13 protein-coding genes, 2 tRNA genes and 3 rRNA genes are annotated in these 18825 nt (G+C 41.7%); 5 read left to right on the top strand and 13 right to left on the bottom strand.

What is annotated here, in order from left to right; all coding sequences use genetic code 11:
- Positions 1-5 precede the first annotated feature (5 nt).
- Entirely contained in the window at positions 6-1484 is a 1479-nt protein-coding gene (locus tag M5E07_RS16080; protein ID WP_116763537.1) for a sodium-dependent transporter, read from the bottom strand.
- Positions 1485-2256: 772 nt separating this feature from the next.
- Here M5E07_RS16080 and M5E07_RS16085 point away from each other — a divergent pair.
- The gene (locus M5E07_RS16085; RefSeq protein WP_252220788.1) at positions 2257-2940 is read left to right on the top strand and encodes a TIGR04219 family outer membrane beta-barrel protein; all 684 of its coding nucleotides are present in this window, start codon (positions 2257-2259) and stop codon (positions 2938-2940) included.
- A 66-nt stretch (positions 2941-3006) separates the two neighbouring features.
- Here the strand turns inward: M5E07_RS16085 and M5E07_RS16090 are convergent, their stop codons facing one another.
- Positions 3007-3528 carry a GNAT family N-acetyltransferase gene (locus M5E07_RS16090; RefSeq protein ID WP_252220790.1) on the bottom strand — a complete coding sequence of 174 codons (522 nt, stop codon included), beginning with the start codon at positions 3526-3528 and terminating at the stop codon, positions 3007-3009.
- 451 nt (positions 3529-3979) lie between these two features.
- Between M5E07_RS16090 and M5E07_RS16095 the strand changes: the two genes are divergently transcribed.
- Positions 3980-4471, top strand: a complete 492-nt coding sequence (locus M5E07_RS16095) for a lytic transglycosylase domain-containing protein (protein WP_252223864.1) — start codon at positions 3980-3982, stop codon at positions 4469-4471.
- A 58-nt stretch (positions 4472-4529) separates the two neighbouring features.
- On the opposite strand, the gene M5E07_RS16100 is transcribed toward M5E07_RS16095, so the two are convergent.
- The 11 genes from M5E07_RS16100 to M5E07_RS16150 form a co-directional block, all read right to left on the bottom strand.
- Positions 4530-4841, bottom strand: a complete 312-nt coding sequence (locus M5E07_RS16100) for an ankyrin repeat domain-containing protein (RefSeq protein ID WP_116763543.1) — start codon at positions 4839-4841, stop codon at positions 4530-4532.
- Between the two features lie 185 nt (positions 4842-5026).
- Positions 5027-5137, bottom strand: coding sequence for a cupin domain-containing protein (locus tag M5E07_RS16105; RefSeq protein ID WP_252220792.1), 111 nt, complete (start codon positions 5135-5137; stop codon positions 5027-5029).
- A gap of 339 nt (positions 5138-5476) precedes the next feature.
- A 5S ribosomal RNA gene (gene rrf, locus M5E07_RS16110) occupies positions 5477-5591 on the bottom strand.
- Positions 5592-5762: 171 nt separating this feature from the next.
- Positions 5763-8656, bottom strand: a 23S ribosomal RNA gene (locus tag M5E07_RS16115).
- 364 nt (positions 8657-9020) lie between these two features.
- Positions 9021-9096, bottom strand: a tRNA-Ala gene (locus M5E07_RS16120).
- Positions 9097-9167: 71 nt separating this feature from the next.
- Positions 9168-9244, bottom strand: a tRNA-Ile gene (locus M5E07_RS16125).
- A gap of 61 nt (positions 9245-9305) precedes the next feature.
- Positions 9306-10842 (bottom strand): 16S ribosomal RNA (locus M5E07_RS16130).
- Together the 16S, 23S and 5S rRNA genes with 2 tRNA genes alongside form the textbook arrangement of a ribosomal RNA operon.
- A 448-nt stretch (positions 10843-11290) precedes the next feature.
- Positions 11291-11842 carry a peptidylprolyl isomerase gene (locus tag M5E07_RS16135; protein WP_116762968.1) on the bottom strand — a complete coding sequence of 184 codons (552 nt, stop codon included), beginning with the start codon at positions 11840-11842 and terminating at the stop codon, positions 11291-11293.
- Between the two features lie 158 nt (positions 11843-12000).
- Positions 12001-13062: an alpha/beta hydrolase gene (locus M5E07_RS16140; protein ID WP_252220795.1), complete on the bottom strand. Its 1062-nt coding sequence runs from the start codon at positions 13060-13062 to the stop codon at positions 12001-12003.
- 270 nt (positions 13063-13332) lie between these two features.
- A complete protein-coding gene (locus M5E07_RS16145) occupies positions 13333-13569 on the bottom strand; it encodes a hypothetical protein (protein WP_252220797.1) in 237 nt (78 codons plus the stop codon).
- A 534-nt stretch (positions 13570-14103) separates the two neighbouring features.
- Positions 14104-14958, bottom strand: coding sequence for an MBL fold metallo-hydrolase (locus tag M5E07_RS16150; RefSeq protein WP_252223867.1), 855 nt, complete (start codon positions 14956-14958; stop codon positions 14104-14106).
- Positions 14959-15066: 108 nt separating this feature from the next.
- On the opposite strand from M5E07_RS16150, the gene M5E07_RS16155 reads away from it, so the two are divergent.
- The 3 genes from M5E07_RS16155 (at position 15067) to dnaK (ending at position 18730) form a co-directional block, all read left to right on the top strand.
- Complete coding sequence (locus tag M5E07_RS16155; protein ID WP_252220800.1) at positions 15067-15945, top strand: LysR family transcriptional regulator; 879 nt, start codon at positions 15067-15069, stop codon at positions 15943-15945.
- Between the two features lie 174 nt (positions 15946-16119).
- A complete protein-coding gene (gene grpE / locus M5E07_RS16160) occupies positions 16120-16668 on the top strand; it encodes a nucleotide exchange factor GrpE (RefSeq protein WP_116762958.1) in 549 nt (182 codons plus the stop codon).
- Positions 16669-16789: 121 nt separating this feature from the next.
- Positions 16790-18730, top strand: a complete 1941-nt coding sequence (gene dnaK, locus M5E07_RS16165) for a molecular chaperone DnaK (protein WP_252220802.1) — start codon at positions 16790-16792, stop codon at positions 18728-18730.
- Positions 18731-18825: the final 95 nt, after the last annotated feature.

The following is an 18825-nucleotide window of genomic DNA, read 5'->3' on the forward strand; positions in this document are numbered from 1 at the left end:
TTCTCCTAGCGATCTTTCATTTTGCTGAGCACAATTGCCACAACAGCACAGAAAATCACGCTGCCCCATCCAAATACACCTTGCAAGCTCATGCTGTAAGTGTCGTAACCATTCATCACTAAGTTGAACAGGGTCATTCCTAGTGTAGTAATTAAAATAAACGTGGTAATTACAGTTAATGTAAATGCCCAACCTTTACCTAATTGAATGGTCGAGATACGGTTGACATGATCACGCAGTTCCATCAGTGCAGAACGTTTAAACCAAGCGATACAGATAATTGATGCCAATGCACCACCGATAATCCCGATATTGTTGATAAAGTGGTCAATAATATCCACCAGCTTAATCGCATTTACGCTAGAGAATAAAAAGATTGAAACCAGCGCACTACCACCACCAATAATCGATACAGCTTTTGAACGGCTCCATTTTAACTTGTCTTGCATGGCAGCAATTGGAACTTCCAAAATACTCACCATAGAAGAAATACCCGCTACAAATAACGAGGAGAAAAACAGAAGACCAAATAAATCTGCACCAGCACCCAAGCTCGAAATAATTTTCGGGAAAGCAATAAATGCAAGACCAATACCGCCACTCACAACATCTTTAACGTCTGTACCTGCAGCATGTGCCATAAAGCCCAATGCAGCAAAAATACCAATACCCGCTAAAATTTCAGTTGAAGCATTGGCAAAGCCAACAATTAAGCCCGAGCCTGTTAAATTGGTTTTTGGTTTTAAATAAGATGAATAGGTCACCATAATCCCGAAACCCACTGACAGTGAGAAGAAGGTATGACCATATGCTGCTAACCACACCTTATAGTCCATCATTGCGGACCAGTTCGGAGTAAAGAATGCATTTAAACCTTGAGCTGCACCAGGTAAACGTAAAGCTTGAATCACCAAGAAAGTGAACAATACGAACAACAAAGGCATAAAGATTTTGTTCGACAGTTCAACCCCTTTCTTCACACCACCAAACAAGATGATCAGGGTGAGTGCCCAAATACCAACTATTGGCCAAAACAAATGGTTAACAAACTGTAAATCTAAACCTGTGGCCTTAGATGTTTGTAAATAGGTATTGAAGAAGAAGCTTTCTGGATCATTGCCCCATGCTTGGCCAATCGAGAAGTAAACATAACTTCCTGCCCAAGTCAGTACGCTGGCATAGTACAAGCCAATAATGATACAAACACAAACTTGCCACCAACCGAGCGTTTCACCCCCTTTAAATAAAGCGCGATACGCTTTAGGAGGCGAATTATTGCTACGATGCCCGACAGCATAGTCTAAAAATAATAGCGGTAAACCTGCCGTAATTAATGCAAGTAAATAAGGAATAAGGAACGCACCGCCACCATTTTCATAAGCAACGTAGGGGAAACGCCAAATATTACCTAAACCAACAGCCGAACCAACGGCTGCAATAATAAAACCAGATCGTGACGTCCAGTTTTCACGAGAATCTGCCATGAAACACACCTAAATCTTGGGGTAACTTTTATTGCTGCTTGTTATACGGATTAATATGGCTAGCAAAAAAGTACCATTCAAAAATCTTTTTGTTGTTTGATTTAGCTTCCACCTTTTGGGTGTTTCGTTCTAAATTGCAAACAGATGAAATGCACACAAAATCTTGGTTAAAGTCTTTCGGATTGTTTTCACCTCTTAATCATTGAACAATACTCACTTTTGTTATTTTTTGCTGTAATTTCTGGATGAAAGTTCGTCCTTTTGTATTCTATTTTTAATCAATTGATCAAAATATAGCTCTTTTTTTATCATATTTTTTAAAATAGATTAACAAAGCCCAAAATGCAAGATTTTTAAAATACTGGAAAATTCCCTTAATTTATTGATTATTGTGTGCTTACATTTTATCTATCTAAAAATCTTTTAGTTGAGTATCGTGGTTTAGCATCACAATCACTCACCAAACTCAAAATTTTAAAATAAATTTATGATTTTATTCAAGTTTATGCCATACCTCCCACCAAGCTCAAGCTCAGTTCAAGCAGAGTAAAATTCAAAATCTAAAAAGACGTTTGGCACTCACAATCATTTTTATACCTAAATCAGAAATCTGCTTCTAGCAGATTCATCACTATCTGCACTTTTATGTAAAAAAGCACTTTGACTACTGTTTCTTTTTTCGCATCGCTATATCATGCTCTGAAATACAACTGAATAGCTCTTGTTTTAACCTTTTTTAACGCAAACACACAACACAATTTAGGATAAAAGCATGAAAGTAGCACAAGCAGGATTATTGGCATTAGGCGTAGGTTTGAGTGGCTTAGCTCAAGCAGATTTAGTCGCACTCAAAGGCGATATCAGCTATTGGGCATATGACGGGCATGCCGAAACAGTCCCATTTTCAAAAGAAAAACTCGACAATGAAGGTGCAGTCCAATTTTCTGTCGCTTTAGAACACCCAGTTCCGATTATTCCAAATGCCAAAATTCGCTATGTCAATTTAGACACTCAAACAAAGAGCAGCGTTCTAGGGCAACCCAATTATGCAGTTAACCTTGATCATGCTGACTTCATTCTCTATTACGAAATTTTAGACAATGTAGTTGATCTGGATATTGGTGCAGGTGCAACCACATTAAATGGCCACATCAACCGTTTAGATCAACGTACCAATATTGATGAAACTTATCCGATTATTTACGGTACAGTCGGTGGTAAATTACCATTTACAGGTTTAAGTGCGAAAGCAGAACTAACCTATAGCAACTTTGATGATGCTCAGTTAACCGATGCTTTGGCGGAAATTCAATACAACTTTATCGACAACATGCTCGTCGATGTTGGTGTAAAAGCAGGTTATCGAATTTTCACTGTTGATTTAGATGACTATAACCGCAATGACATTAAACTTGACTTTAAAGGTCCTTATATTGGTTTAGATGCGCATTTCTAATTTCTGAAGTGCTACTAAAAAAGCTGAATGTTTGCATTCAGCTTTTTTATTTGTCCGTCTATCCAGCTAAGATGTAGCATTAAAACTGGCATGATATTGAACATTGCCTTGTGGAATTTCATTTTCAAATGCAAGTACTTGAAAATACTCGGCAGGAACCCCTTCCAGTACCAACTGAGTCACGGCTCGAAAGCCAAACCGTGCATAATAATCAGGTTTCCCCAACACCACACACCCTTTTGCCTGCCGCTTTTTTAACTGGGCCAATGCCGTTTCAATTAAATCTCGACCGATGCCTTGCCCCTGAAATTCAGGTAAGACTGAAACTGGACCTAAACCATACCAAGCTTCTGTACCTGATGAAATTCGCACAGGAGAAATTGCAACATGTCCAATTAGCTGTCCATCAAGTTCAGCAACTAGAGAAATACTGAGTTGTCCTGACTGCCGTAATGCACGCACGATAAATTGCTCATGATGATCACTATAAACTACCGATTCAAATGCCCTCATGGTCAAGTCTTCGATGTGATCAACATCTTCAGGTTGCTCAGCTCGAATTGACCCGATATGCTTTTTGTTTTGCATAAGCACCTCAATATTCAAATTCTTGATGTACGTTTTTGCTTACAGAGAACAACGATTTTTACGTCTATATACATTCCTCATCCCCTTTTATTATAAAAACATACAGGGACAGGAAGTTTCTTTAAATAATAACAAAGATTGCAGGAAGCATCGTAATTGACAGGAGTTGATTACATATAACCTTATACAGAAAAGCCCTGTCAGGATGATGGGGCTTTTCTTTTTATACAAACAGCAGCATTCAGAATCTAAATAAACCAAATCGGACAAACATTACAGAATGCTTCTATTTCTTAAAATAACTCATATTGACTCCCTATATTGGACTACCTAACATCCTAAATATTTTAATCACATCAGGAATTTTATTTTGTTGCACGTATCCTCTCTAAACCCTTTAGCCACATTGAAACAATCAACACGAATTAAATTCGGTATTACTGCCTTAATTATGTTCATGATCACAGGCTGTTCAGGTTTAGGCGGTGGCTCTTTAGAAAAACGTGCAGCAAAACTGTCTACTGGCATCCAAAAGGCATACGCCGTTGACTCAACGACAGCAAACCGAGTTGCACCGATGATTGTGCAAAGTGCAGAACTACATCAGGTCGATCCTTTACTGATTGCTGCCATGATTCGACAAGAATCAAGTTATCGTAACTATGCTGTTTCACCTGCTGGTGCTGTGGGATTAACTCAAATTATGCCGATGTATTGGCAACAAACTTGCTCAGGTGATTTATTCGAAGAAGCCAATAATATCAATTGTGGCACCTATATTTTAGCTCAATATAATCAATCTGCAGGGAGCTGGAAAAAAGCCCTTGCCTATTATAATGTTGGACCTACAGGCTATGAGTCGAGTTGGAAAATGCGCCGCCAAGGTAAAAAATATGCCAAACAAGTGAAACAGCTCGAAGAAAAACTCAAAGGTTCACTCTAAGCTTTGGTTTTAGGAATTAAAAAGCCCAACCTAAGATGGACCTTTTATAACGTCATATTTATAAACTTTTTAAATATGCAATAATATCTTTATTTTCAGCCATTTCAGCTAATTCAAGTGCAGTATATTCTGAGCGATAATCGATTCTTGCTCCCTTACTGACCAGTAATTTAACCACACCTAAATGGTCATTTTCAGCTGCAGCTTGTAGTGCACTATAGCCCTCTTCATCTGTTTGATTCGGATCAGCTCCAGCCAATAACAACTGCTCGACTTGCTCTACATCACCCAAAGATGACCAGTAAACAAGTTCAGGAAGATGCAGTTCTTCATCATCTTCAGGCAGAGGGGTAAAAGAGTTGAGTTTCATCGGATATACCCTTTTTATTTTAACGTTCAAACCTCAATTAAAGCTTAATTTTTTTAATACAACCATATCAATTTAATTAAAATCGAATAATTGAGCTTAACAATAACTAATAAAATAGCTTGCCATGTAATTACTCAGGACGTATAAAACACTGCAAGCCAGATGGTGATTGGATTGGGATCAGTCTAAACAGCCTTGCATTTGGCATGTGCAGGAATATTAATGTAATCGCCCACGGATAATTCATATTTTGAACCGCTGTCAAATTCTAAAATTGCTTTTCCTTCAACAAGCATGCATTCACTCTCATCCTGATTATACCAACCTGTATCAGGAGAGCTATCCTTTAGAAATGATATGCTCTATCCTTATTGTTGAAGCATGAATAATGTTCTCAAATACTTCTAAACTGAGATCTTTCGGAAGTGAATCGAATATATTGACTGAATTCATACCCATAAATTCACCTCATATCATGTATTCAATCTACATTAACTGTTATTTAGCATCTTCTAAAGTTAGCCTCAAATGACTAATCATTATTTTTAATCACATTTTTGGATATTTTTTCAAAAGAAACATTTTCCCAATAAAAAACACCCCCTAACGTTGGTTAGGGGGTGTTTGAATAAATGAGCTGGCGATGACTTACTCTCACATGGGTAACCCCACACTACCATCAGCGCTAAGAGGTTTCACTTCTGAGTTCGGGAAGGGATCAGGTGGTTCACTCTTGCTATTGTCGCCAGCACAACTGTTTATGACTATTCGTTATGGTCTTATTTACACAGCGTGTATGCCTAACTTTCGTCAAATGAGTTATTAACAGGTATATTTGAGTTGGATATTGTATCTAGCTTTATAACTAAATCAAGTTATTTGCAGTGATTTGAACCACAACACCAACTGTTTGGGTGTTGTATAGTCAAGCCTCACGAGCAATTAGTATTGGTCAGCTTCACATATCACTATGCTTCCACATCCAACCTATCAACGTCGTAGTCTTCAACGGCTCTTTAGAGGACATAAAGTCCTAGGGAAATCTTATCTTGAGGTAGGCTTCCCGCTTAGATGCTTTCAGCGGTTATCCCTTCCGAACATAGCTACCCGGCGATGCGACTGGCGTCACAACCGGTACACCAGAGGTTCGTCCACTCTGGTCCTCTCGTACTAGGAGCAGATCCTCTCAAATTTCCAGCGCCCACGGTAGATAGGGACCGAACTGTCTCACGACGTTCTAAACCCAGCTCGCGTACCTCTTTAAATGGCGAACAGCCATACCCTTGGGACCTGCTTCAGCCCCAGGATGAGATGAGCCGACATCGAGGTGCCAAACACCGCCGTCGATATGAACTCTTGGGCGGTATCAGCCTGTTATCCCCAGAGTACCTTTTATCCGTTGAGCGATGGCCCTTCCATACAGAACCACCGGATCACTAAGACCTACTTTCGTACCTGCTCGACTTGTGGGTCTCGCAGTTAAGCGCGCTTTTGCCTTTATACTCTACGCGTGATTTCCGACCACGCTGAGCGCACCTTCGTACTCCTCCGTTACTCTTTAGGAGGAGACCGCCCCAGTCAAACTACCCACCAGACATGGTCCTCGTCCCGGATAACGGGACAGAGTTAGAACCTCAATATTACCAGGGTGGTATTTCAAGGACGGCTCCATTGGAACTAGCGTTCCAACTTCAAAGCCTCCCACCTATCCTACACAAGTAAGATCAAAGTTCAATGTCAAGCTGCAGTAAAGGTTCACGGGGTCTTTCCGTCTAGCCGCGGGTACACCGCATCTTCACGGCGAATTCGATTTCACTGAGTCTCTGCTGGAGACAGCGCCCCCATCATTATGCCATTCGTGCAGGTCGGAACTTACCCGACAAGGAATTTCGCTACCTTAGGACCGTTATAGTTACGGCCGCCGTTTACTGGGGCTTCGATCAAGAGCTTCGCTTACGCTAACCCCATCAATTAACCTTCCAGCACCGGGCAGGCATCACACCCTATACGTCCACTTTCGTGTTTGCAGAGTGCTATGTTTTTAATAAACAGTTGCAGGGGCCTGGTTTCTGTGGCTGCCAATAGCTCATCCCGCGAGGGGAATCACCGTCAGCAGCGTACCTTCTCCCGAAGTTACGGTACCATTTTGCCTAGTTCCTTCAGCAGAGTTCTCTCAAGCGCTTTGGTCTACTCGACCTGACCACCTGTGTCGGTTTCGGGTACGATTCCTGTGTAACTGAAGCTTAGAGACTTTTCCTGGAAGCATGGTATCAGCCACTTCACTGTACAAGTACAGCTTGCTATCAGTTCTCAGCATAGAGTACCCCGGATTTGCCTAAGATACATGCCTACAACCTTTCACCTGGACAACCAACGCCAGGCTGACTTAACCTTCTCCGTCCTCTCATCGCATTACACAGAAGTATTGGAATATTAACCAATTTCCCATCGACTACGCCTCTCGGCCTCGCCTTAGGGGTCGACTCACCCAGCCCCGATTAACGTTGGACTGGAACCCTTGGTCTTTCAGCGTGCGAGTTTTTCACTCGCATTGTCGTTACTCACGTCAGCATTCGCACTTCTGATACCTCCAGCATACTTCTCAATACACCTTCATCGGCTTACAGAACGCTCCCCTACCACTTGCAATAAATTGCAAATCCGCAGCTTCGGCATATAGTTTTAGCCCCGTTACATCTTCCGCGCAGGCCGACTCGACTAGTGAGCTATTACGCTTTCTTTAAAGGGTGGCTGCTTCTAAGCCAACCTCCTAGCTGTCTATGCCTTCCCACATCGTTTCCCACTTAACTATAATTTTGGGGCCTTAGCTGGCGGTCTGGATTGTTTTCCTCTTGACTACGGACGTTAGCACCCGCAGTCTGTCTCCCGGATAGTACTCATAGGTATTCGGAGTTTGCATCGGTTTGGTAAGTCGGGATGACCCCCTAGCCGAAACAGTGCTCTACCCCCTATGGTATTCGTCCGAGGCGCTACCTAAATAGCTTTCGGGGAGAACCAGCTATCACCAGGCTTGATTAGCCTTTCACCCCTATCCACAAGTCATCCCCTGGCTTTTCAACGACAGTGGGTTCGGTCCTCCAGTTAGTGTTACCCAACCTTCAACCTGCTCATGGATAGATCGCCTGGTTTCGGGTCTACACCCAGCAACTAAACGCCCTATTAAGACTCGATTTCTCTACGGCTCCCCTATTCGGTTAACCTTGCTACTGAATGTAAGTCGCTGACCCATTATACAAAAGGTACGCAGTCACCGAACTAGTCGGCTCCCACTGCTTGTATGCATGCGGTTTCAGGATCTATTTCACTCCCCTCACAGGGGTTCTTTTCGCCTTTCCCTCACGGTACTGGTTCACTATCGGTCAGTCAGGAGTATTTAGCCTTGGAGGATGGTCCCCCCATATTCAGACAAGGTTTCACGTGCCTCGCCCTACTCGACATCATCATATCAGCCCTTTCGTGTACAGGACTATCACCCACTATGGTTGCACTTCCCAGAGCATTCCACTAAAACTGATATGACTTAATGGGCTTTTCCCCGTTCGCTCGCCGCTACTAAGGGAATCTCAATTGATTTCTTTTCCTAAGGGTACTGAGATGTTTCACTTCCCCTCGTTCGCCTTGCAACACTATGTATTCATGTTGCAATACCTACCTTATAGTAGGTGGGTTTCCCCATTCAGAAATCTCCGGATCACAGGATATTTGCCGCCTCCCCGGAGCTTATCGCAGGCTATTACGTCTTTCATCGCCTCTGACTGCCAAGGCATCCACCACATGCACTTAATTACTTGACTATACAACCCCAAACAGTCGTAGCACCTACAAGTAGTACTAGGACAGATCGATTGCTCGATCATACAGTTTGTTGTTCTGTGTACTTAAACACGGTACAGCTTCAATTCAATTCACATACCAAAACGCTTGATTCAGTTAATTTCGCTAGTAACTCATTTAATCACTTCATAGTTGCCTATGTCGTTTTCAACGAGTATGAACAAATTATTTCAACTCAAATATATTCTGTTAATGATTTTTCCAGCCTTCGTCAGGTCAGGAAACTGTGATAAATCACAGAAGTTAATAAAACAAGATCTTCCAATCTCTATTCACTAATTTCTATAATCTAACTACTTAGCTTATATATTGATATTCAATATATGGTGGAGACTAGGAGAGTCGAACTCCTGACCTCCTGCGTGCAAAGCAGGCGCTCTACCAACTAAGCTAAGTCCCCAGCTTATCAATAAGTTAATGTCTCTGTTTTTCTGTATTCAGCATTTCTTCAAATGCTTCGTTAGTCAGATTTGGTGGGTCTGACAAGACTTGAACTTGTGACCCCACGCTTATCAAGCGTGTGCTCTAACCAACTGAGCTACAGACCCTCAGATACATCGTCATGAAGAACAACTTGTTGTGGATTCTTACCAATCGTCAATCTTTCGTTAAGGAGGTGATCCAGCCGCAGGTTCCCCTACGGCTACCTTGTTACGACTTCACCCCAGTCATCGGCCACACCGTGGTAAGCGTCCTCCTTACGGTTAGACTACCTACTTCTGGTGCAACAAACTCCCATGGTGTGACGGGCGGTGTGTACAAGGCCCGGGAACGTATTCACCGCGGCATTCTGATCCGCGATTACTAGCGATTCCGACTTCATGGAGTCGAGTTGCAGACTCCAATCCGGACTACGATCGGCTTTTTGAGATTAGCATCCTATCGCTAGGTAGCAACCCTTTGTACCGACCATTGTAGCACGTGTGTAGCCCTGGTCGTAAGGGCCATGATGACTTGACGTCGTCCCCGCCTTCCTCCAGTTTGTCACTGGCAGTATCCTTAAAGTTCCCACCCGAAGTGCTGGCAAATAAGGAAAAGGGTTGCGCTCGTTGCGGGACTTAACCCAACATCTCACGACACGAGCTGACGACAGCCATGCAGCACCTGTATGTAAGTTCCCGAAGGCACCAATCCATCTCTGGAAAGTTCTTACTATGTCAAGACCAGGTAAGGTTCTTCGCGTTGCATCGAATTAAACCACATGCTCCACCGCTTGTGCGGGCCCCCGTCAATTCATTTGAGTTTTAGTCTTGCGACCGTACTCCCCAGGCGGTCTACTTATCGCGTTAGCTGCGCCACTAAAGCCTCAAAGGCCCCAACGGCTAGTAGACATCGTTTACGGCATGGACTACCAGGGTATCTAATCCTGTTTGCTCCCCATGCTTTCGTACCTCAGCGTCAGTATTAGGCCAGATGGCTGCCTTCGCCATCGGTATTCCTCCAGATCTCTACGCATTTCACCGCTACACCTGGAATTCTACCATCCTCTCCCATACTCTAGCTGACCAGTATCGAATGCAATTCCTAAGTTAAGCTCAGGGATTTCACATCCGACTTAATCAGCCGCCTACGCACGCTTTACGCCCAGTAAATCCGATTAACGCTCGCACCCTCTGTATTACCGCGGCTGCTGGCACAGAGTTAGCCGGTGCTTATTCTGCGAGTAACGTCCACTATCCAGTAGTATTAGTACTAGTAGCCTCCTCCTCGCTTAAAGTGCTTTACAACCAAAAGGCCTTCTTCACACACGCGGCATGGCTGGATCAGGGTTCCCCCCATTGTCCAATATTCCCCACTGCTGCCTCCCGTAGGAGTCTGGGCCGTGTCTCAGTCCCAGTGTGGCGGATCATCCTCTCAGACCCGCTACAGATCGTCGCCTTGGTAGGCCTTTACCCCACCAACTAGCTAATCCGACTTAGGCTCATCTATTAGCGCAAGGTCCGAAGATCCCCTGCTTTCCCCCGTAGGGCGTATGCGGTATTAGCATTCCTTTCGGAATGTTGTCCCCCACTAATAGGCAGATTCCTAAGCATTACTCACCCGTCCGCCGCTAAGTGATTGTGCAAGCACAACCACTCCGCTCGACTTGCATGTGTTAAGCCTGCCGCCAGCGTTCAATCTGAGCCATGATCAAACTCTTCAGTTTAAAATCAGTAGTACCTATAAGGGTACCAATCTTGGCTCATCAATTTTCTGACAAATATTTCTCAAATAAACTTCGAGTAATTTCTACCATCAATCAATGAAAATAATTTCGATCAATCAATCAGTAAAAATCCACACAAGTTGTTCTTCATAATCTCTTAATGATCTTTCTAACACCTCGTCAGTGCTAGAAGCTGGACTTCAATAAACTTAACAACTCAGCGCTTCGCGCTTCGTTCGTTTCCGTCTATCTCGTCGGTATGGGGTGCATTCTATAGAGTTTTGGTATGAGTGCAAGCACTTTTAACTGGCTGTTTTATCAGGTGTTGTATTTTTATGCACTGTTTTGGCTCATTATTACACAAGAAATAAGGTAAACTATTAATTATAAAGCAGAAATATGAATAAAATATTTCTGCTGGTTTTTTTAATGGTTTAGTAGCGCTTGCTTACTTAATGTTCACACTGAGAATTTTCACTGGTTGCTTTGGTACATCTTGGTGCATACCATAGCTAACAGTCGGTACTTTGATAATTTTATCGACCACATCCATTCCCTTCGTCACCTTACCAAAGACCGCATAACCTGCATTCATAGATCCTTTATTTAAAAAGTCATTGTCAACAACATTAATAAAGAATTGGCTGGTGGCTGAGTTTGGGTTGTTCGTGCGTGCCATTGCTAGAGTGCCACGCGTATTCTTTAAACCATTTGAAGATTCGTTCTTGATAGGTGCCTTGGTTGGCTTTTCGACCATGTTGGCATCCATTCCCCCACCCTGAATCATGAAACCAGGAATGACACGGTGAAAAATAGTTCCGTTATAGAAATTGGCTTTTGCGTAGTCTTCAAAGTTTTTGGCTGAAACTGGTGCTTTATCATTAAATAGCTCAATTTCAATATTTCCCATTGATGTTTTCATTTCCACCAGAGTATTGGCTGCATAGGTACACACACTGAATGTAGCAGCAGTCAATAACGCGAGGCTCTGTTTTAACATGTTGGGGGTTCCTGTAATGCTGTTTTATATTTGGTTATATTTAACACAACTCTTTAAATTCAGATACTTTTAAACTTTTTATTTATAAGATCTAAATCATTGTTTTAAATTTATGCATGGATATTCAAATATTTAAAACACTTTATTTGCATCCTACTTTAACTGTGTTTATCCCAAAATTTTCGGAATTTTTTACTCATTTCGATGTAGTTTTTCTTTGCAGTCCGCGATAAGCCTGCCATGTTAATGAAACCATGGGTCATACTTGGATAATCATGATAAGCCACGGAAACACCATGATGTCGTAGCTTATGCGCATAGATCTCGGCTTCATCGTGCAGTACATCATGCCCTGCCGTAACAACAAAGGCGGATGCTAATTTTTTTAAACTACCATAAGTTGGGGAAATAATTGGATCATCCAAAGCAACCTGATGTTGCGTCGCATAATGTGCGGTCACAGTATCAACATCATCTCCCGTTAAGACTAGACCATCTTTATAAGCAAAAAAGGAAGGATGGCGACTCTTAAAGTCTAATGCTGGATAAATTAGAAACTGGACTTGCGGTGCATAGGCTTTACCTATACTACGTTGCGCAACCACCGCACTTAAATTTCCGCCTGCACTGTCACCTGCAACGGCTATACGATTTTTTAAGATTTTGAGTTGTTTTCGATTTTGATACACCCATGCCAAGGCATCTTCACAACTTTGTACAATTTGATAAGGCGAGGCTTCTGGTGCCAAAGGATAATCAATACTGAGCACTTGGACATGCGCATGTACAGCCAGTAGACGACACACTTCATCATAACTATCGATACTGCCCACCACAAAGCCTCCTCCATGATAGAACACGAGCATCGGAAGTTTTTTATTTGGCGCAGGATGATAGTGACGCGCAAAAATAGTTCCACTTTGCAAAGGTAAACGTAAATCTTCGACCTGTTTAATGGCGGTCGATTTTCCTGTAATGAGTTGGCTCTGTAATTCAAAGACTTTACGAGAGTGCTGTGCATCTGCAGAAATAAAGCCTGCTTTGTTCTGTTTATACTGAACAGCAGCCAGACATTTAAGAAAAGAGTCTAATTCAGGGTAGTGATAAGGATAGGCCAAAGCCTTGACGATATTCTCCTGTACAAAATTAGGCAACTTATCGAGTAATCGCGCTGCTGTACCTTGATTTTGTTCCATCATTTTTTGTATTGATACGCCCATAAACGACTTATTCCTTGTTGTTTTATCTTTCGGTCAAACTTTACGGAACAAGTTCAACCTTAAATTAAGGCTTTTGCAACAAAACTAATCTGCTTTAAGCATATTGTCATTAACACTATTACTGCAAGTTCAAGTCAAAATCATCAATAAAAAAGTTGAGTTCTTTAACAGATCCTTAATTAATAAGTGCATCAATTGATTCAGACAGTACACCTCATTCAAGTACTGCCTTTTACTCTATATGCCGTTTTCAACTCAACAATATAAGCATTATTGTTGAATCGATTGTGGTTGACCCTGCATATCATTCATTTGAGCCTGTGGAGCATTCATATTTGCAGAACCATCTGCTTGCGCAGCAATCCCAACTTGTCCTTGTGCACCCACTTCTGCTCCAGTCGAGATTTGAGCTGTTTCAGTCGCTTGTACAGGGTCTTTCGATGCACAACCCACCGCAAGCACTGAAATAACTAACATAGAAATCGTAAATAGTCCGACTTTTTTCATACCTTGTTCCTTTTCAAATAAAAAAATACAAAACCAATCTTTAGTTTTGCGAAGTCATTATTCATGTTTTTTCAATGCTTTGCGCACATGTATGGTGAGCGTTTTTTATCGGTTGGTTGCATTCTGCAATCTTTTATTAAGCTTATTTTGAAGCATCATTTTTACGATGAGAGCAAAAAAGTGAATTAAGTGATTATTTTTAATCGTATAAATTACATCGTTGCAGCTCAACACCCCTCAGAAAGCAGATTTTCTTAAAAGATATCGAAATGAAACTACTTATTGTTGTTGCCAAGTCTCTACAGAACCATCAACTCATCACATTTCTGCTGTGCTTAACCTATACAATGTAGCAATTCTCAGCAATTTCATTCAAAAAAAGCTTATTCGGCAGTTGAATAAGCTTTAAAAACAGATTTTTAAAATATCCATAAACCACGATGATCATGATTGTGGTGATCCATCCTCCAAACATTTGCCCAAATTGTGAAAGATTGAATTCCGCTCATCATGAGCGTTTTATGTAAATGATCATTAAGGCCACTTCATCTCGCCTTTGACCACTTTGGCGCCCAACTCCAAGCTGCTTGACTCACCTAAAGTAGGATACTGTGTTTGCATGATTCCGATTAGCTCGGCTGAGTTTTTGCTGGCTTTCGTCGCTTTCTCATATTGCTTTAAATAGTCTATCGAAAAATTCACAGCATCGAGACCTTCAGCCGCGCCAGCTTTCATATGTGCAGGAACCACAACTTCAGGTTGAAGTGCTTTGATTGATTCTAAGGTCTTAACTACTTCTACACGATCTTTCGAGCTTGGTGTATCTGCCATCCACAAGTGAATACCCGATGAAACAGGAATTCCACCGACTACCGCTTTAGCACTTGGAATCCATAAATAGGTCAGTTCTTTTTGACCTTTAATGTCAATCTCTTCATTTTCAAGCTTTAAAACTTGAGCCGTATATGCTTGCGGAACAATAATTTTGCTTGGTGCATTGGCTCCCATTTTTGGTCCCCAATACTGAACTTTCAATGCTTGGGTATCTTGAATATGTTTGACCGTTTCAGGGGTAGCAATGATTTTAACCTTCGGGAAATAGTGCTGAAAAACATCTAAACCAAAATAAAAATCTGGATCTCCATAGCTCACAAAAATAGTCGTTAAGGTTTTACCGCGATCTAAAATATCTGCGGCAATTCGTAATGCCTCAGATTTAGAAAATTGTGCATTCACCAACATGACTTCTCGATCTCCTTCAATAAGAGTAGACGTCACGCCGAAATGTTCAGGTTTCGCTAAATAAGTGTGAATTTTTAGGTCTTGCGCATAGGCAGTGGAGCTAAGCGCTAAAGCAGTTAAGGCAAAGGCATAAAACTTGGTTTGCATGGTATTCATCTCTTATTTGATTTTGAATACTTTAAATTTCAGTTTCTGACAAATAAACAGCTTAACTTAAGATAAACTGTTGCAATATACGCAACAATAAACATAAATATGGATACCCTAAAAGCCATTCAAGTCTTTGTCTGTATTGCCCAACAAGGCAGTTTGACCAAAGCTGCAGACCATCTTAATGTTTCACGTGCCATGGTGTCGCGCTACCTTGAACATCTGGAAAATCATTTTTCGACCCGATTATTTCATCGCAATACCCGTAAAATTTCCCTGACATCGACGGGAGAACAAGCCCTGCATTACTGCGAAAATATTTTGCAACAGCAGCAGCTCCTCTTAGAAATGACCCATGATCAACAACAGATTGGTACCATTCGACTGACTACAGGGCTTTTTTTACTGCAAAATGGCTTAGCAGAATGCATTAAACAATTCAGACAGCAGCTTCCATTTGTACAATTCGATATTGTGATTACAGAGGACACACTCGATTTAATTGATGCCCAGATCGATTTAGCCTTTCGGATTAGCCCTAAAGTAGCTGAAGGTTTAATTGCCCGTCCGCTCTTGCCGCTTGACTCTGTTTTATGTGCACATCCCGATTATTTGGCACAAGCGCCTGAGATTCAACATCCTGAACAACTGTTACAACATACCTGCCTAACCCATCACAGCATGCATTCAGCTTGGACGCTGAACGCTCCAAATCACCCCCCAAAAAACTATAGCTTACATAGTGTGATCCAAAGCAATGATGCCTATGCATTATTAGAAATGTGCAAACAAGCACAAGGGATTGCCATGCTCCCCTGTCCACTGGTACAAGCCGAATTGAACCAACGGACCTTATGCCACATTCTTCCAGACTATGACTTACCTAAAATGCAACTGTCTGTGGTGTATTCATCGCGGCGGCATTTAAGTAAAAAAACACAAGAATTCATTGCATTTGTAATTCAGCACTTCAATTTGCCTTAAAAAAACAGAAATAGTGCAAATTTAATCAAGCATGCAACTTGAATTTTGCTTTCCTGCCCCGACCTCTTTTAATAATCATGAATTTCATAACTCATGACAGTTCAGAATTAACCAGTGAACACTGACGCCAAAGGACTGTACATGTTTAAGAACCCTTTTAAACGGAGTAAATCAATGACAACTGAGCAAAACGAACAAGCTCAAGACCTTCAACAAGAGCAAGCTGAGTCACAAACAGCGCAAACTCAAGCTGAAACCGAGCAAACAGACGTTTCAGTTGAAGATTTACAAGCGCAAATCGGCAAACTTGAAGAAAGCTTGAAATTAGAAAAAGCCCGTACAGCAAATGCCGTTTATGAAGCACAAAAAAGTGTTGAGCGCATTCAACGTGAATCTGACAAACACAAAGATACGGTTTTAGAGAAGTTCGCCAAAGAACTACTCGACTCTGTCGACAATTTAGAACGTGCCATTCAAGCCGCAGGTGAAGAAGAAACTCCTGTACTTGAAGGCGTAAAACTCACCTTGAAATCTTTACTCACGACACTTGAAAAATTTGGTGTGGTCGAAGCAGATACACAAAACGGTTTCAATGCAGATTTGCACCAAGCAGTCGGGATTGATCCAAATGCCAAAGCGAACGAAATTGGTACCGTTTTACAGAAAGGTTACACCTTAAATGGTCGTTTACTTCGCCCTGCTATGGTGATGGTAGGCGCATAAACCCTATAAATACGGGAGTTTGTGAAAAATTTTCAGAAAAATAACTTGAAAAATTTTGAACGGCTCTCATATCGGATAACAAGCAAAAACATTGCACAAAAATTTTTGAGGAACAGATCTAATGGCTAAAATCATTGGTATTGACTTAGGTACAACAAACTCATGCGTTGCTGTACTTGAAGGCGACAAAGTTAAAGTAATCGAGAACGCTGAAGGCGCTCGTACAACTCCATCGATCATTGCGTATAAAGATGGTGAAATCTTGGTGGGTCAATCTGCTAAACGTCAGGCAGTGACTAACCCGAAAAACACATTATTCGCGATTAAGCGTTTGATCGGTCGTCGTTATGAAGACCAAGCGGTACAAAAAGACATCGGTCTTGTCCCTTACAAAATCATCAAAGCAGACAATGGCGATGCTTGGGTTGAAGTAAACGATAAGAAACTTGCGCCACAACAGATCTCTGCTGAAATCTTGAAAAAGATGAAGAAAACTGCAGAAGACTATTTGGGTGAAACAGTGACAGAAGCCGTGATTACGGTGCCTGCTTACTTTAACGATGCGCAACGTCAAGCAACTAAAGATGCGGGTAAAATCGCTGGTTTAGACGTTAAACGTATCATTAACGAACCAACTGCTGCGGCACTTGCGTTCGGTATGGACAAAAAAGAAGGCGATCGTAAAATTGCGGTTTATGACTTAGGTGGTGGTACTTTTGACGTATCAATCATTGAAATCGCAGACCTTGATGGCGACCAACAAATCGAAGTGTTATCAACCAATGGTGATACTTTCCTTGGCGGTGAAGACTTTGATAACGCTTTAATTGAATTCTTGGTTGAAGAATTTAAGAAAGAACAAAGTGTGAACTTGAAAAATGACCCACTTGCGTTACAACGTTTGAAAGAAGCGGCTGAAAAAGCAAAAATCGAGCTTTCTTCATCGACTGCAACGGAAATTAACCTTCCATACATCACGGCTGATGCGACTGGTCCTAAACACTTAGTGATCAATGTAACACGTGCAAAACTTGAAGGTTTAGTGGCTGATTTAGTTGCTCGTACCATTGAGCCTTGCCGTATCGCGCTTAAAGATGCTGGTCTTTCGACTTCTGACATCTCTGACGTGATCTTGGTCGGTGGTCAATCACGTATGCCAATGGTTCAACAGAAAGTTCAAGAGTTCTTTGGCAAAGAGCCACGTAAAGACGTAAACCCTGACGAAGCAGTTGCAATTGGCGCTGCGATTCAAGGTGCAGTATTGTCTGGTGACAAAACTGACGTACTTCTTCTTGACGTTACTCCGCTTACACTTGGTATCGAAACCATGGGTGGCGTGTTAACAGCGATTATTGAGAAAAACACCACGATTCCTGCGAAAAAATCACAAGTGTTCTCTACTGCTGCTGACAACCAACCTGCGGTAGACATTTCAGTGTTCCAAGGTGAACGTAAAATGGCTCAACAAAACAAATTGTTGGGTAACTTCCAATTAGGCGATATCCCACCTGCTCCACGTGGTGTGCCACAAATTGAAGTATCGTTCGATATCAATGCTGATGGTATCTTGAAAGTATCTGCGAAAGATAAGAGCACAGGTAAAGAGCAATCGATCCAGATTAAAGCAAACTCAGGTTTGTCTGATGCTGAAATCGAAGCAATGATTAAAGATGCTGAAGCGAATGCTGAAGAAGATCGTAAGTTTGAAGAACTTGCAAAAGCGCGTAACGAAGCTGATGCATTGATTTCTAGCTCAAACAAAGCAGTTAAAGATCTTGGTGATAAAGTTACTGAAGATGAAAAAACTGCAATCAGCACTGCGGTTTCTGAACTTGAAGCAGCAACCAAAGAAAATGATGTAGAAGATATCAAAGCAAAAACAGAAGCTTTACAAAACATCTTAATGCCAATCACCCAACGTGCTTATGAACAAGCGCAAGGTGCTGGCGGCGCTGAAGGTTTTGATCCAAATGCATTCCAAGGTGATGCTGCTGGTCAACAAAAAGCGGACGATGGCGTTGTAGATGCTGAGTTCACAGAAGTTAAAGATGACAAAAAATAATTTGTCTCTTTAAAAAAACCGCGCTTAGGCGCGGTTTTTTTTGATTGAAAAATATTTCCACAACCCTTACTTTTCGCTACATTAAGCACAAATGA

Origin of the sequence: Acinetobacter tibetensis (assembly GCF_023824315.1) — a bacterium.
GTDB classification, from domain to species: Bacteria; Pseudomonadota; Gammaproteobacteria; order Pseudomonadales; family Moraxellaceae; genus Acinetobacter; species Acinetobacter tibetensis.

What these genes read in the sequence shown, in the direction of transcription:
- M5E07_RS16155 (WP_252220800.1), top strand. Translation starts at nt 15,067, where the DNA reads ATGGATACCCTAAAAGCCATTCAAGTCTTTGTCTGTATTGCCCAACAA.
- M5E07_RS16135 (WP_116762968.1), bottom strand. Translation starts at nt 11,842, where the DNA reads ATGTTAAAACAGAGCCTCGCGTTATTGACTGCTGCTACATTCAGTGTG.
- M5E07_RS16080 (WP_116763537.1), bottom strand. Translation starts at nt 1,484, where the DNA reads ATGGCAGATTCTCGTGAAAACTGGACGTCACGATCTGGTTTTATTATT.
- M5E07_RS16105 (WP_252220792.1), bottom strand. Translation starts at nt 5,137, where the DNA reads ATGCTTGTTGAAGGAAAAGCAATTTTAGAATTTGACAGCGGTTCAAAA.
- M5E07_RS16095 (WP_252223864.1), top strand. Translation starts at nt 3,980, where the DNA reads ATGTTCATGATCACAGGCTGTTCAGGTTTAGGCGGTGGCTCTTTAGAA.
- M5E07_RS16150 (WP_252223867.1), bottom strand. Translation starts at nt 14,958, where the DNA reads ATGCAAACCAAGTTTTATGCCTTTGCCTTAACTGCTTTAGCGCTTAGC.
- M5E07_RS16145 (WP_252220797.1), bottom strand. Translation starts at nt 13,569, where the DNA reads ATGAAAAAAGTCGGACTATTTACGATTTCTATGTTAGTTATTTCAGTG.
- M5E07_RS16085 (WP_252220788.1), top strand. Translation starts at nt 2,257, where the DNA reads ATGAAAGTAGCACAAGCAGGATTATTGGCATTAGGCGTAGGTTTGAGT.
- M5E07_RS16100 (WP_116763543.1), bottom strand. Translation starts at nt 4,841, where the DNA reads ATGAAACTCAACTCTTTTACCCCTCTGCCTGAAGATGATGAAGAACTG.
- grpE (WP_116762958.1), top strand. Translation starts at nt 16,120, where the DNA reads ATGACAACTGAGCAAAACGAACAAGCTCAAGACCTTCAACAAGAGCAA.
- dnaK (WP_252220802.1), top strand. Translation starts at nt 16,790, where the DNA reads ATGGCTAAAATCATTGGTATTGACTTAGGTACAACAAACTCATGCGTT.
- M5E07_RS16090 (WP_252220790.1), bottom strand. Translation starts at nt 3,528, where the DNA reads ATGCAAAACAAAAAGCATATCGGGTCAATTCGAGCTGAGCAACCTGAA.
- M5E07_RS16140 (WP_252220795.1), bottom strand. Translation starts at nt 13,062, where the DNA reads ATGGGCGTATCAATACAAAAAATGATGGAACAAAATCAAGGTACAGCA.